We start from the raw sequence: 15,548 nt of genomic DNA, 5'->3' as shown, positions 1-15,548 counted from the left end.
TCAAAGTGGCGGGAATGTAGTAAAGCAAATTTTATCAGAAGATCAATGATTTGTTACTTATGACAAAACCGTTACAATTCTGCAAATATTCAGAATACGGTTTATAACACATTTAAAATACGATATAATCAAATGGTGGGTGAAAAATCCTTCAGGTCTGCTGGAAGAAATCTCATAAATCAATCGGAAGGTGAATAGGGTGCTTTACGATAAAATCGGGAAGTGGATAAAATATATACTTTTGGGGGCAGGTGTCTTGACAGCTGCCTTTTTGCTCTGTCAGGATAACAGCTTTGATGAATCACTACTGGAGGCTGACAACATCTACAATCACATTCAGGAGCTTTCATCAGATAAATACAGAGGAAGGCTTGCCGGTTCGGAGGGGGACAAAAAGGCCCTTCAATATATTGAGGAGCATTTTAGGGAGCTGGGTATCGAACCTGCAGGTGTTGATGGGACTTATTACCAAACGTTTTCGGTTATGATTCCAAAGATAGATACAGAACCAAAATTTACAGTTGCCTCAGAGGATGGCGAAATCATAAGAGATTTCATCATGTATGAGGATTACAATGCACTACCATCAATGAATGGAGGGAAGGTAGACTTTTCAGGAGAATTGGTTTCTCTGGGAAGCGACCTGCTAAGGACTGACCCGGAGCTGATAAGGGACAGGATTGTATTGATTGAGGCCAACAGACTTCTTCCAAAGCACCAGGAATATGTCATTCAGGCAGGTGGAAAAGGGATACTCCTCAGCGCTGATACAAACATCTTCGGAAGGCAGTTAAGGTATGCTTCTGAAAAGTTCTTAAACGTTGAAGGAAAAACAGGACAATCAATCCTGACCGGTTACATATCAAACGAAGCCTATCGTGATCTGCTTGGCCTTATGGAGAGTAGTGACAAGGGTGATGAAAGGCAGCCTTTTCCTATACTTGCAGGGGTCAGGATAAAGGTGGATATGGGCTTTCCAATTGTTGATACTGCCAATGTCATGGGGAAAATTGATGGCAGGGGCAGGGATGGAAGCGTGCTTATGATAAGTGCAAATATTGATGGCCTGGGAGAGGGAACAGATGGGAAATACTTTCCTGGTGTGGTGAACAATACGTCCGGAATCGCCACAATACTTGAGATAGCCAGGGTGATGGCAACTCAGGAAGGCCTACCCTACGAAACCGTGGTATTTGTAGGTTGGAACGGTCAACAGCAGCAGCTCGCAGGCTCTGGACATTACATCGATTACCCTGTATTTCCAATAGAGAATACCTCACTTATCCATCTTGAGGGAGTGGGAAAGGAAAGCCTTGAGGGGGTCAAGATTTCAGCACACTTGGCCAATGGAGACATTTTAAAGGACAGGGTCCTTAACTATTCCTGGGATTCCAGTCTCAAGGCTGTTAATGACAGATCCATCTCAGGAGTGATCAATCAATTCAACGATAGAAGGGTACCGGCCGTTCTGCTAAGGGATACTGCGGAAGTTCAAAACACCTATGGCGACACTTTGGAGAACATAAATATGGACACCCTTGAGAATTCAGCATTGGTCCTGCTTAACTACATAAAAAGGGATATATACAGGGATAGGGGATTTGGATACCTTACTTCTATTGAGAGGACAATAATTGCACTTGTGGCCTTGGGATCCTTCATAAGCTATATGATAGTTGCAGCCTACAACAGGGATCCAAACAGGATATTTTTAGGAAAAACACTTGAAAACGTATATTACTCAACCCCTGCAGTTTTATTAAGAAGGGGTTTGACCTTGGTTATTTCATCCTTTATTGCAATTTTCATGCTGTCCCTTCTTGCCAACATTGATCCAGGAACAGATGTCAGAATGACCAGCAATGGAATTTCATCGAATTTCTCGTTATACCTGACAATCAAAAGAAGCGTACTTTACATAAGGACAATGCTAAGTCCGGGAAGCTATCAACTCACAGGAACAGGAAATATATTCCAGATTATCTACAATTCAAGCAAGCAGAGCATTTTGCTTATTTCAGCATCACTCTTGATTTCTACCATTCTGGGAATATTGCGGGGAATGTATGAGGGGTACAGGTCGAGAAAGTCAAGGATGGGATCTTTGGGAACCCTTATTTTCTTCTCAATACCAGATGTATTGATAGTTCTGTTTACACTTCTGGGATATATATATGTGTTCAGGAGAATTCCCGTAGTTGGAGAAATGGAGTATATCAAGGGCTTTATCCTACCGCTCTTCACGCTGTCAATAATACCTACAATCTACATTTCAAGGATTACCTATATCACAGTTCAGGGAGAGATGGGTAAGGACTATACCAGAAATGCAATGGCAAAAGGATTTTCCAGGAGGAAGACCATATTCATGGAGCTGGCTCCGGCGGTTATCTTTAAAATTGTGGATACAATGCCAGCAATTATGACTATGCTACTGACAAATATGATTGTGGTTGAGTGGCTTTTCAATTATCAGGGAATTCTTTATTATCTTCTTTATTTCAACAGCAGACAGGATGTTTACAGGTTTGTTCCACTGGCAGTGGTTCTTGGTCTGGTCTATGTCACTGCAACAATGGGCTTTCAGTTCATTGCAAGACTTATCAATCCGTTGAAAACAAGGAGGGCTAGGAAATGAAAAAGCTCAATCTGCCCTTGATACTGGGAACAATAATACTAATACTTATTCTTTTGGTCATGTCATTCCCAGATATGTTCACCAATAACAGCCCCTATACAATACAGCTTATGAGATTCATCCATGAGGATGGGAAGCTTTCAGCTGAAAGAGCACCATTTCCTCCAGGGGAGGACTATCTCCTGGGAAGCGATGACCTGGGAAGGGATATCTTCAGCTATATCATATATGGTACCAGATTGACAATTTCGCTGGGTATCCTCATTGCAATAGGGCAGTTTATAATAGCCATTCCGCTAGCTCTTCTAGGCGGCTTCGGGAACAGGCTTGCCAAGTCTGTCATCAGACAGTCCAACATAATTTTTTCTGCCATTCCAGCACTGCTGATATCGATTATCCTTCTAAAGCTAAGGTTTATAGCAAATCTGGATAGGCAAAACTCAATAGTAGCATTTGTACTTATAATTACGGCGGTTAGCTGGCCTAAGCTGGGAAGCCTGATATCTGAAAGGGTGGAAGGAATTCTACAGCAGCCCTTCATAAGGGGTGAGGTTGCAATCGGAAAGAGGAAGTTGCGGATTGCTTTGGAGAATGTACTGCCACACCTTGCGCCAGAGCTTGTAATACTGTTTTTTATGGAGATTGCAAGAAATCTTTCCATGATCATGCAGCTGGGGATATTTTCGATTTTTGTTGGTAATCTTGGAATCATAAATGACACAACCTCAGGAGCTCTCATTAACACGGATATAAGCTTTGAACCGGAATGGGCCAGCATGCTCAGTACATCAAGGACTTTGGTAAGCTCTGCACCCTGGGCGGTTATCTTTCCTGCGCTGGCATTTTTTATCAGCGTATTGGGCTTCAATCTCTTCGGTGAAGGCCTAAGAAACATAATTCAGAGGAAGGATTCCAGAATGTCCCTTGTTTTCAGAAAGCTGATATCCTTTGATTTGAAGTATGTCTGGAACATGGTGGACAGGAGGAGGAAAATCAAATTCGCAGCAGCTGCAATCATAGTGATTGGTTCATTTGCTGCGCTTAGCCTTGCAAATAAGGGTGACTACAGCATAAATGTGGAATCTGACCCAGGAGGATATCCACAGGAGGTAATAATCGGCTCACAAGGAGTTGAGCAGGTTGTGGAGAGTATAACTGAAAGGATGATCAAGCTTGGAATTGCACCCTTGAGAGAGGACTATGTAATGAGCTATGACATAGGTCCATCATTTATGATAGAAGACCAGAGGCTAGTTATTGAAACTGGTGATGAAACCCTCCAGCTTATTCCAAACTCAGATTTCACCTTTACCACCTCCGGGAACAATGAGGACCAAGGATTCGTATACGATGCCACAAGGGTTGACCTTTTCAATATTGAAGACTTCAGTAGCTTTGCAGACAAATTCATTCTCATGGACAAGGCCTTCTACAATGAACGGTCAATAGAACACTTCATTTGGGAGATAACAGAGAAGGTTGATATAAAGGGTATTCTGCTTGTAGCTGAAAGGGATGAGAGAATGGATAGCTTTATTACGGATGATAGCGATGAGCTCTCAGTGATACTAGTTTCACGGGATGTTGCAGGGATTCTTAAACCAAATCCTGATTCCAGAATTTCAATCTATAGTTCAGTTAAGCCCCTGGAACCGAAGGGAAGAAATGTGGTGGGCATCCTTATGGGGGAAGATAAGAATATAGGGGATGAAGCCATCGTTGTTGGGCTGAACTACAACTACACAAAGGACAATGGAAGCAGTCTTCTCCAGTTCAATCTGGAGCTTATGGAGAGACTTTGTGAACAGAGGGGTAACAAACGATCCATAATCTTTATGTTTCTCGATGGAACAGTTGATGAGAAGCGGCATGGGATCAATTACATGGTAAAGGACTTTCCCTACAGTCCAAACAAGGTTGAGGTCTATTTAGACCTTACCGGACTTGTGAAAGAGGAATTTGACAGTGCTTGCTTCAGCTCGGCACAGGCACCTGTTACAAGGCAGCTTGCATGGAGTCTGGGGCACCACCTCCAGAAGGAACTGGAGAGCAAAGGGCTGGATTTGACCCAGCTGCAGACAAGGTCTGTGGATAATGAATACTATTTTACCGGAAGTCAGGCAGACAATGCAATGTTCTGGGAACGGGGAATTCCCACAATCCACGTCCTGACAGGCGAAACAGGGGAAAAGACCCGAAATGTTGAAGAGGTTGGAAGCATACTTCTTGAAGTTATTAACAGGAACAACTATTGATGGATAGATTCGGTCAAGTCGAAATGTCAGGGGCTGAAAACATGATGGAAAAACTATTGGATGTAAAGGATTTAAGGGTATCCTTCTATGGGGACAAGGGGAGCGTTCAGGTTGTAAGGGGCTTTGACATCAGTCTTCACAAAGGAGAGGTAGTGGGAATATTGGGTGAATCCGGAAGTGGAAAGACGGTATCCTCAAGCTCAATAATTAAATTAGTGGATGAATCCCTGGGAAGGATTGATTCAGGAGAGGCAATATTCAAGGACAAGGATCTTCTTAAGCTGTCTGGGAAAGAGCTTAAGGGCATCAGGGGAAATGAAATCTCATATGTCTTCCAGAATTCTTCAGCTGCATTGAGCCCCTACAAAAGGATAGGGAAACAGCTTGGTGAGGTTTTAAAGACCCATGGACTACCCGATTCAAAGGATCACATTCTCAAGACCCTGGAAGAGGTTGGTCTGGAGGATGGAGAAAGGATCTTCCACATGTACCCCTTCCAGCTTAGTGGTGGTCAGAATCAGCGAATCATGATTGCCCAGTGTATTTTATGCAGCCCAGAGCTTCTAATTGCAGATGAGCCCACAAGCTCAATCGACGCCTCCCTGCAGAAAACAATTTTGGATCTGTTAAGGGACATAAGCACAAGAAATCAGATGTCAGTTATTATCATCACCCATGACTTTGGGGTTGCCAAGTATCTTTGTGACAGGCTGATGGTCATGTATGGGGGTCTGGTACTGGAAGAGGGAGCCATTGATGAGATTCTGAATTCACCACTTCACCCCTATACACAGGAGCTTATGAGGTGTGCCCGGTCATTGGCAGAGGATGATGAAACCATGTACACAATAGAAGGTGCTCCACCAACCCCATATCAGTTCAGGGATGAGTGTCCCTTTTACAGCAGGTGTAGCTTAAGGGAGGATGCCTGTAGGGAGGGAATCCCTGAGAGAACCGATATTGACGGGAGAAAAGTGAGATGCATTAAATATGAAAAGAGGTGACAGGCCTTGAGTGTGATTTTAAGAGTTGAGAACCTTTCAAAGCATTACATTATAAAAAGCGGTGCATTCTCCAAAAGGCAGGTCATTAAGGCTGTGCGGGATGTTTCCTTTCAGGTTATGGAAAATCAGTCTCTGGGACTTATAGGAGAAAGCGGGTCTGGGAAGAGCACAATTGCAAATCTTGTCCTTAGGTTAATACCGCCAAGTGGTGGCAAAATTGAGTTGTTTGAGGAGGATGTGACCTCATTGAAGGAAGAGGAGATGCGCAGGTATAGAAAGGACATACAAATCATTTTCCAGTACACAAATGATATCCTGGATCCCCAAATGACAGTGGATGAGCTTATCAAAGAGCCACTGAAGATACACAACATAGTAAAGGACAGGGAACTGGACCAGGAGGTGGAGAGGCTTCTGGAACAGGTTGGATTGTCACCCTCTGAAAGATGGAAGCTTCCAGGTCAGCTGAGTGGAGGACAGAACCAGAGGATAATCATAGCCAGGGCAATAGCAACAAGGGCCAGGCTGATTGTATGCGATGAGCCTGTGTCAGCCTTGGATGTATCGGTCCAGGGGCAGATACTGAACCTACTGATTCGATTGAAGGAGGAACTAAACCTGTCTTATCTGTTCATTTCCCATGACCTAAAGGTAATTAGGCATATGTGTGAGAGTATCGCAGTTATGAAGAATGGAGAAATAGTAGAACTGGGTGATACTTTTGAGGTTCTTAACAATCCTCAGCATGAATACACAAAAAAATTGATTGAAGCTATACTTTGAGTCAGTGGGGACGGTTCTGCTGACTCATTAATCAAAAAACTTGTCCATGGAGGTTGAAAATGCCAAGAAAACCGAGAAAGCTAAGTAATTCAGGTGTTTATCATGTTATGATAAGAGGTAACGAAAAGAAGGATATCTTCATTGACCACAGTGATAAGAATAAGATAGTAAGAGTCTTGAAGAGTGTGAACACCAAGAAGTCATACAGCCTCTATGCCTACTGCATAATGAATAACCATGCCCATTTTGTAATAAAGGAACTCAATGAGGATATATCAAATATAATGAAAAGGATCAACACAAGCTATGCAACTTACTACAACAGGAAGTATAATAGAGTTGGGCATGTGTTTCAGGATAGGTTCAAAAGCGAGCCTGTTGAGGATGAGAGGTACTTGCTGCAGGTCATAAGGTATGTCCACAATAATCCTGTAAAGGCAGAAATAGTTGCAGAACCAGAGAACTACCCATGGAGCAGCTATAGTCAATACATTGCTGGAGGCAAGGACCAGGAGGACTTTCTCTCATCTGAGGAAATATTGGAGCTGTATGGAAAAACCCAGGACAGTGCAATCATAAAGTTTATAGAATTCACCAAGAAAAGTGATGACAAGGAATTTTTGGATACCCATGATGATGTTTCCAAATCTCAAGAAATTACCATAATTGTGGATAATTACTTAAGTAAAAATCAAATAAAGAGGGAAGTCCTATTAAGCAATCGGGAAATCAGGAACAGGCTAGTAGTCAAACTTAGAGAGGAATATGGTTTTTCCATCAGATGTATTGAGAGAGAAACGGGTATAAATAGGAATATAATCCAAAGGCTAACTACATAAAATGAGTCAAAAAGAACCGTCCCCGGTGACTCATAAGCCAAAGATAACCGTCCTCACTGACCCAAGAAGGGAGTAGTGCTAATATGAAAGATGAAAAAAAACGCGAATTGGCTTCGCGGAAAGAATTGGCAAGAAAGCTAAAGAAGGCTGAGAAAGAAGCAAGATTAAAGGCCATTAAGAATCGGAAACCCTTTAAGGGTCTTCAGATTAGACCGACTGTTTCTTTGTTTGATGAGGCTGACAGACAGGAGCCTGGAGAAAACAACTGGGAGGGATATGGTTTTGATATTCACCCCCAAGTAACATTTTTTTCCGTAGTCCTACTTATAATTTTTATTGCAGCTACACTCCTGTTTCCAACGCAGGCTGAAAATATATTCAATAGCGCATTGAGTGGCATAACAAAGAATGCAGGTTGGTTCTTGATAGCTGCAGCAAATATTTTCGTAGTTGCAGCGGTGATTTTTGCCTTTGGGCGATATGGGAATCTGAAGATTGGTGGAGTAGAAGCGCAGCCTGAATTTACAAAGCCTGCTTGGTATGCGATGCTCTTGAGTGCTGGAATGGGAATAGGACTTCTTTTCTGGAGTGTTGCTGAACCCATTTCACACCTAAATACGCCATCACCTATGTTTGGCGAGATTGGAGCTCAGTCTCCGGAAGCGGTACAGTCTGCAATGGCTACAACCTTTTTTCACTGGGGGATCCATCCATGGGCAATATACTCCCTGGTTGGATTGGGCTTGGCATTTTTTGCATATAACAGGGGGTTGCCTCTTACAATTAGATCGGTCTTTTATCCAATAATAGGAAACAAGATATACGGATTCTGGGGAAATCTGATTGATGTATTATCTGTATTGGCTACATTGACAGGACTCGCCACCTCTCTTGGTCTGGGAGTATCCCAGGTTAATGCAGGATTGAACCACCTGTTTGGCATTTCAATAAGCACTCCAATCCAGGTGGGGTTGATAATTGGCATTACGGCACTGGCAACAATATCAGTTGTTATGGGCCTTGATGGAGGAGTAAAGAGATTAAGTGAGATAAATATGGTTCTGGCCGGTGTGTTTCTATTGTTCATACTTTTTGTAGGACCTACAGTGTATATCATGAGTGGCTTCACACAAAACATCGGATATTACATTTCTAATCTAATTGAGATGAGTCTTTGGACTGAAACCTTCAGAGATACCAACTGGCAGGGAGGTTGGACAGTATTCTATTGGGCATGGTGGATTTCATGGTCACCTTTTGTAGGGATGTTTATTGCCAGAATATCAAAGGGAAGAACAGTACGTGAATTTATTCTTGGTGTTATGTTAATTCCTTCCCTGTTGTCCTTTTTCTGGATGTCAGTTTTCGGTGGAACGGCTATATTTCAACAGATAAATGGTCTGGCGGATATCGTCTCAGCGGTTGAGATAGATGCTTCAATTGCACTGTTTTCAATGGTTGACTCATTACCTTTAAGCAGCATAACCTCTGTGGTGGGAATTATTCTGGTAACAGTATTTTTCGTTACGTCCTCAGACTCAGGCTCACTGGTTGTGGATCACCTGACATCAGGAGGAAAGTTGGATTCGCCAGTTCCTCAGAGAGTTTTCTGGGCTGTGATGGAAGGTGTAGTTGCAGCTACACTACTTATTGGTGGGGGACTTACAGCGCTACAGACAGCCTCAGTAATTACAGGTCTGCCCTTTGCAATAATCCTTTTAATTATGATTTATTCACTCAATGAAGGGTTGAAGCAGGAATACGAAGTGGAAGAAATAGTTCGGAAGAAGGTTCGTGAAGTACGTGAAGACCTTATCATCAATGAAATAATCAACACTGTTGTACATGACCATGCTTTGATAAACAAGGATTCAACTGAGAATGCGGAAAAGAATAATAAGGTTGACAAAGAAGTTGTAAATGAAATCAAGAAGAAAGAGAAGTCTGCTGAGAAAGAAGATAAAAATAACTGATTAGATTTTGCAATGAATCCAAAAAGAGTCAGCAGAACCGTCCCCGCTGACTCACTTTGCAGCTTGTAAAAAACTAATATTTTGGAGGCGTGAACCATATGGAAGTTTTTCATTTCAAAGCATCAAAAGGTATGGACAGGGATTTGTATGAAGCTGTATCTGAACTTGAAAATATCTGCAGAGACCACGATGATGTAAGGCTTAAGCTGGAGCTTGACTACAAGCTGGCAAAGGCTGACACCCCAGATGAAAATTCAGATGAGAAGCTGGATGATTTTACATGTTGGGATGGCCATAGGCTTGTTGGTTACTTGGGGATTGATGATTTCGGTGGTAGAACTGTTGAGGTAAATGGAATGGTTCATCCGGAGTATAGGAGAAGGGGTATTTTTAGGGAGCTATTCAGACAGGCTAAAATGGAGTGGGAAGGAAGGGATTCAAATGAGATGCTTCTTCTGACCGACAGGAAATCAAAAGAGGGGAAAAGCTTCATTAATGGTACAGGAGCCGCCTATGACCATACAGAATATGAAATGATACTTTCGGATGGTCTCTTTGAGGAAGCAAAAGGATTCTCAAAGGACTTGGTTCTAAAGGAAGCGACAAATGATGATGCAAGAGAAATAGCAAGACAGAACTCCATTTATTTCAATGAGGAGCTTGCTGACCAGGAACTTCTAGACATCGACCTTGAAAAAAAGAGAGGATTTCATGTATATATGGCTGTAGTTCAGGGTAATATTGTAGGAAAGGTGCATCTTCACCTGACAAATGGAGAAGGAGGAATATTCGGTCTTGGAATTATTCCCGAGTGGAGAGGGACAGGATTTGGAAGAGAGCTGTTGCTACGGTCAGTCCATAAGCTCAAGGAGCTTGGTGCCTCATACATATTTCTGCAGGTGGATGCTAAGAATGATACTGCACTTGGATTGTACCGGTCCTGTGGATTTAAAGAAAGCTATTCAATGGAGTACTATAAACTTAACAAGGAAAGGTAGGGTGGACTAATGGAAGTTGAAGGTAGAATAGTTGAGCTGAACAAGGATAACTTAAAAGATTTTACAGATTTTTGCAGAAAGCATAGGGATCAGGTGGATGATTCGCATCTATACGAGGAAGACCTGAACAGCTTTGAGTACAGTCCTGAAAATCCTACATTCCTGTACATGGAAGGAAAGCAGGTTGTGGCAGCTGCATCCCTTATAATTGATGAGTACAACAGGCGAGGAAACAGGGCAAGGTTTAGGATACTATATTCAGAAAAGAACAACAGGGCTGTTTATGACAGTATTTTTCACAGGATACTTATTCATGCAATCGATCTTGAGAAAGTGTACATTTTTGTACCATCATCAAATATTGAGCTGATGGGTCGCATTGAGGACCTGGGATTCAAGGCGGAAAGATTTGTGTATCTTATGGTTAGGGACGATGCTCCAGTTCCTGAGGATGAGATACCTGAAGGCTATGAAATAAGCTCAGTGGAGCTGGAAGAGGATTATGCAGGCTGGTGCAAGGTGAGGAACGAGGCATTTGCCTTTGTAACGGGAAATGAGATTCCAGTGTGCACTGAAATGATCATGACCTATTCCGACAAGGAAGACTATCTTCCTGGAGGTATGATGCTACTAAGACACAATGGAGAGCCTGTTGGAACTGTGAGATGTATAAAGGATGAGTATGAAGGTAAACCTGTTGTGAATATCGGTTCCCTGTCTGTTTTGCCAGACTACCAACACAAGGGTCTTGGAAGCATGCTGTTGAGGGAAGCCATAAGGTTTGCCCATGGTGCAGGATATGAAAGAACGATTCTTTCTGTAAATGAGAACAATAAGGGAGCAAGAAGCATCTATGACAGAGGAGGATTTACAGAGGTAGAGGGAGTAGTCAGCTACGAGTACCATATAAATAGATAATTATATTTATGCTTAGGAAACCATGGGATTTAAACTCCATGGTTTCCTTTTCGTAATCAGTTGAAAATGGCTTAAAATTAAGGTACAATGGACCCGACAGAATACAATTTGTAGCTTTCATGGAGGTGCCCAATGAAACTGCCCGATAACCTAATAGTCCTTGCAATAAAAAGGCTGATGTTTTTCACTTTGCCCATTGTCCTATTTCTATATGTCCTATATGAGATCGTTTTGGGATATGAGATGGAGAACCTGTGGAGAATCCTGATACCATACATTGTTATAGTCACAATCGCAACCATCAGCAGCTATACAGACAAAAAAAGAGAAGAAGAATTGGTGGATGTGGAGTGGCTGGAGAAGCTCCGACAGAATCCCAGGTGGAGAGTTCTTGAAGAAACTGGGAAAAAGCTTGTCCTTAAGCCAGGCTTTGACTTTCCCTACAACATGCTGAGCAAGGAAACGGTGAGTTTGGAGTATTCCGAGGAAAGAGCAACAATACAAGGCCCCCGCTACTATGTTGACCAGCTGGCCAAGGATCTGAAGGGTAGGGGCAGCAAGTGGATAAGGAGATTCGCCTCAGTTGGTGCTTTTATTGTAGCCATAATCATATTATCCATACCCGTAGTCTTTGAGTCTGGAATCTACTGGGATCTAAGGATAAGGTATCACAACTACACCATGAGAAAGGTGGAGCAGATTGAAGCAATAAATGGTGAAGAATTAGGCAATACTGTAGATAACACAAACAACTACGGAAATGGCGTGGAAAGCAGAAACCATTTTATCTATGTTGAGAATCACATGAATCTGGTTAAAACCGACAAGGATTTCCAGCTGAAGGAATACCTGATTCAGAAGGGCGGCGGATATGGGGTAAGCAGGCTCAATATCAGTGGAGACTGGGTTTTCTATTCCAGTGGTGAACCCTATAGCAGGATGAAGCTTGATGGAACGAAAAATCAGACCATTTACAAGTTGGGATATGTAATGGAACCCCATTTGATTGGAGATTGGATATACTTCATAAACTTTCAGGACAATCAAAATGTATACAGAATGGATCTGAATGGTCAGAATCTGGAGCGGTTTATCCAAAAAGGAGTATCGGATTTGGCGGTATTCGATAACCGCTTATTCTATAGCTATATGGATGGTGAAAGAGGCCGTGTGGAAAGTGTCCATATGGACGGAAGTGACAGAAGGCTGGAATTTGAAACTGACAGCTCCGTCAGGAACCTTTCCAGGTGGAATGATTACTGGTACTACATGGACGGCGATTATAGATTGATAAGAACCGAAGGCCAGGATCCAGACATATATCAGGTTCCGGTTGACGGCAATGTATCGGCCTATATAATAACGGAAGAGGGAATTTTCTACTCTCTTCAGGGTGAAGATGTTGGATATCCAGGAGAAGGTATTTATAGGATGGACCACTTTGGTTTGGACAAGACACTCCTTTCTGATGCGATTCGAGTAGAAGGATTTACTTATCTTGGAGGTTGGCTTTTGTTCCACTCTTCTGATGATTTACAACCACCGACATTAAAGAGACTCGACCTGGATTCAAATAGTATTGAATCACTTGAATAGACTTAAAATGGAAATATCCCCCGATCCGAAAAAGGATTGGGGGATATTTCTTTAGAATGTTGTTTTCACCTCAAACTCCGGTGGAGTCATCATGTGTTTTTTCACTGAGCAAAGCTCTATAGAGTTAATCAGAGCCTTCTCGTATTTTGCTGGGAAGCCTTCTGGAAGCTTCACATCATAGATTACCTTGCTGATCATTCCAGTCTGTCTGTTCATCTCAAGGTCCATTGAAATATCAAGACCCTCAGTGTTAATACCCTTGTTTTTGCAGAAGCCAAGTGCGAAAATTCCTGCACAAGTAGCCATCGAGCCCAGGAACAGTTCAAATGGTGTTGGGTCGCTGCCACCTTGGTCAGTTTTTATTAGGTGTCTTGAGGACCTTGCATCAACCCTTAGACCACCTGGAAATTCAACCTTCATATAAGACATTTTATCACTCCATCTAGTTATTTTATTCAATATGGATGTATTATATCACAATACCCCAGGGGTGTATAGGGGTAAATTGAAAATTATTCTGATTGATTCAGCAAAATATGTATAAGTGGACAAATGGGGTATATCTTATGTATAGAGATTTTAGATATAAGTGGAGGTGCAGATTATGAAGATAGATTTCAACCCTTTTCCCAAATTGGAGACTGAGAGATTGTTTCTCAGAAAGCTTAAGGAAGAAGAGGACATGTATGATGTATTCAATATGAGAAAGGATCCCTCGATGCATGAATATACAGATACCAGACCGGATGAAAGCCTGGAGGATTCAATTGACTACATCAGGCGGATGAACCAGGGAGTTGATGAGAACAAGTGGATCGTATGGGGGCTTGAGGACAAAAGGTCTGGTAGGATAATCGGAACAATAAGCCTGTGGAATATCTATCCTGACGAGGAGAAGGCAGAGCTTGGGTTTGGAATTGTTCCCGAATTCAGAGGCATGGGATTGATGACTGAAGGCTTGAGGGGTGTAGTTGAATATTCCTTTAAGGAGGCTGATTTCAAGAAGCTTGAAGCCTTCACCGAGGAAAGCAATGCAAAGTCCATAAGCGTTCTTCAAAGATGTGGATTTGTTGAGGACAGAAGGGTCATAGACCAGAGTCCATTCGATGGAAAGGAATACAACATGGTTGTTTTCAAAAGGACACACCCTGGACTTGTTGATTGATTTAGCACTTGATTTTACTTGAGTATAGGAGTAATATCTAATTGGTTAATAATTTTCAAACCGATGAATGAGTCAGAAGAACCGTCCCCGGTGACTCAAGGAAAGAGGTGAAGCATTTGAAATCAAAGACTGTGGATCAATCAAAGGTAAGCGTTGGACACCTTATGCAGCCTGACCAGGCTAATATTGAAGGTAATGTGCATGGCGGAGAGGTAATGAAGCTTATGGACAGCTGCGCTGGTATTGTGGCAAGAAGACATTCAAGAAGAAACACCGTCACTGCAATGGTGGATGAGCTTGAGTTCATGTATCCTATCCATGTAGGGGAGCTGGTAACATGCTATGGACAACTGACCTATGTTGGGAAGCAATCGATGGAGGTTCTGGTAACAGTTACTGTTGAGGACCTTCAGCTTAGCCAGCCTCCAAAGGTGGCCTTGACGGCATACTTCACAATGGTGGCCCTTGATATAAATGGAAATCCAACCGCGGTACCCGAGCTTGAGCTGAGAACAGACGAGGAAAGAAGACTTTATGAGGAAGGCGAGAAGAGATACCTTAGACATAAGGAGAATCGGCAAAAGAGAAAAGAGAAAGAGAAGGCTGAGAAATAAGTGGCCTTCTTCTTTTATTTTAGCATTCTCATCCTGTAGGAGTTCATTGCTGTTTCGCTAAGTTTTTTAAGGAGCTTATTGTTCACATAGCTTCCCACAAGGGCACCCACTACTGGAAGCATCTGAAGGAGCTTGGCGATATCAAGGTAATCACGGTACTCCTGCTGAAAGTCCCTCCACTCAAAATCATCCAGATTTTCAGGAAGGCTGTTTGAATACCCTTGCCAGTTTTCCATCCTGTTGAATACCTTGTTCACATGCTTCTTGCTTGAAAATGCCAGCTGAAAGATGTGAAGAATGTATAGTCTCTCCTTGTAGTCGTTTGTATCAAAACCATATATAGCAGCCACCTCAAAGAGGAATCTCATCTTAATGCCCATAAGAAGTGGAAAATCCGCAAGTCCTGCCATAAATCCTCCTGCACCAGTGGCGGCACCTTCAACAGTTGCAGTTGCAGCATACATCTTGGTCTTGCTCTTGAGAATTCGCTCCCTATCCTGGAGGGTATATCCCACCAGGGGAGGGTTTACCCCAAATTTTGACCCATAGAGAGTCGCTTTTGTCATATTCTTTATTGCTCCCGTTACGAATTCATGATATTTTTCTGGCAGCAGGGAGTTTATCCTCCTTTGTGTTCCCTTGGAGATGCTTTGGACTATGGAGGGTCTCTTTCTCATGACTCCCATCCACCGAAGCATTTCCCTTTCAGCCCATTTTTCATAGGTATTCATAAAATCACCAATCCAATTTTCAATATAGGTTAAT

General features: G+C 42.5%; 13 protein-coding genes. 11 read left to right on the top strand and 2 right to left on the bottom strand.

Features of this window, described 5'->3' with window-relative positions; all coding sequences use genetic code 11:
- Positions 1 to 199 precede the first annotated feature (199 nt).
- The 9 genes from ACKVDP_RS02920 to ACKVDP_RS02880 all read left to right on the top strand — a co-directional run bounded on the left by ACKVDP_RS02920 (position 200) and on the right by ACKVDP_RS02880 (position 13,004).
- Positions 200 to 2,638: a M28 family peptidase gene (locus tag ACKVDP_RS02920; RefSeq protein WP_409227307.1), complete on the top strand. Its 2,439-nt coding sequence runs from the start codon at positions 200 to 202 to the stop codon at positions 2,636 to 2,638.
- Complete coding sequence (locus ACKVDP_RS02915; RefSeq protein WP_409227306.1) at positions 2,635 to 4,893, top strand: ABC transporter permease subunit; 2,259 nt, start codon at positions 2,635 to 2,637, stop codon at positions 4,891 to 4,893. Before ACKVDP_RS02920 ends, ACKVDP_RS02915 begins: the two co-directional genes overlap by 4 nt.
- Entirely contained in the window at positions 4,893 to 5,897 is a 1,005-nt protein-coding gene (locus ACKVDP_RS02910; RefSeq protein WP_409227305.1) for an ABC transporter ATP-binding protein, read from the top strand. The genes ACKVDP_RS02915 and ACKVDP_RS02910 overlap by 1 nt, the downstream gene beginning before the upstream one ends.
- A 12-nt stretch (positions 5,898 to 5,909) precedes the next feature.
- On the top strand, positions 5,910 to 6,680 hold the full coding sequence (locus tag ACKVDP_RS02905; RefSeq protein WP_409227372.1) for an ATP-binding cassette domain-containing protein: 771 nt from the start codon (positions 5,910 to 5,912) through the stop codon (positions 6,678 to 6,680).
- Between the two features lie 59 nt (positions 6,681 to 6,739).
- Positions 6,740 to 7,519, top strand: coding sequence for an REP-associated tyrosine transposase (locus ACKVDP_RS02900; RefSeq protein WP_409227304.1), 780 nt, complete (start codon positions 6,740 to 6,742; stop codon positions 7,517 to 7,519).
- Positions 7,520 to 7,602: 83 nt separating this feature from the next.
- The gene (locus ACKVDP_RS02895) at positions 7,603 to 9,492 is read left to right on the top strand and encodes a BCCT family transporter (protein WP_409227303.1); all 1,890 of its coding nucleotides are present in this window, start codon (positions 7,603 to 7,605) and stop codon (positions 9,490 to 9,492) included.
- Positions 9,493 to 9,590: 98 nt separating this feature from the next.
- Entirely contained in the window at positions 9,591 to 10,490 is a 900-nt protein-coding gene (locus ACKVDP_RS02890) for a GNAT family N-acetyltransferase (RefSeq protein ID WP_409227302.1), read from the top strand.
- A 9-nt stretch (positions 10,491 to 10,499) separates the two neighbouring features.
- Entirely contained in the window at positions 10,500 to 11,408 is a 909-nt protein-coding gene (locus ACKVDP_RS02885) for a GNAT family N-acetyltransferase (RefSeq protein WP_409227301.1), read from the top strand.
- Positions 11,409 to 11,540: 132 nt separating this feature from the next.
- On the top strand, positions 11,541 to 13,004 hold the full coding sequence (locus ACKVDP_RS02880; RefSeq protein WP_409227300.1) for a DUF5050 domain-containing protein: 1,464 nt from the start codon (positions 11,541 to 11,543) through the stop codon (positions 13,002 to 13,004).
- Between the two features lie 51 nt (positions 13,005 to 13,055).
- Here ACKVDP_RS02880 and ACKVDP_RS02875 read toward each other — a convergent pair whose 3' ends face one another.
- Entirely contained in the window at positions 13,056 to 13,433 is a 378-nt protein-coding gene (locus tag ACKVDP_RS02875) for an OsmC family protein (RefSeq protein WP_409227299.1), read from the bottom strand.
- Between the two features lie 175 nt (positions 13,434 to 13,608).
- On the opposite strand from ACKVDP_RS02875, the gene ACKVDP_RS02870 reads away from it, so the two are divergent.
- Together ACKVDP_RS02870 and ACKVDP_RS02865 are read left to right on the top strand one after the other, a co-directional pair.
- The gene (locus ACKVDP_RS02870; RefSeq protein ID WP_409227298.1) at positions 13,609 to 14,169 is read left to right on the top strand and encodes a GNAT family N-acetyltransferase; all 561 of its coding nucleotides are present in this window, start codon (positions 13,609 to 13,611) and stop codon (positions 14,167 to 14,169) included.
- 116 nt (positions 14,170 to 14,285) lie between these two features.
- Entirely contained in the window at positions 14,286 to 14,783 is a 498-nt protein-coding gene (locus ACKVDP_RS02865; RefSeq protein WP_409227297.1) for an acyl-CoA thioesterase, read from the top strand.
- Between the two features lie 14 nt (positions 14,784 to 14,797).
- Here ACKVDP_RS02865 and ACKVDP_RS02860 read toward each other — a convergent pair whose 3' ends face one another.
- Positions 14,798 to 15,514 (bottom strand): EcsC family protein, encoded by a 717-nt coding sequence (locus ACKVDP_RS02860; protein ID WP_409227296.1) that lies wholly within the window; start codon positions 15,512 to 15,514, stop codon positions 14,798 to 14,800.
- Between the last annotated feature and the right edge of the window lie 34 nt (positions 15,515 to 15,548).

The organism is Gudongella ferriphila, from assembly GCF_046224405.1.
Lineage (GTDB): Bacteria > Bacillota > Clostridia > Tissierellales > Tissierellaceae > Gudongella.
The sequence above is the reverse complement of the archived record's forward strand: the minus strand, read 5'-3'. Positions and strand labels throughout refer to the sequence as shown.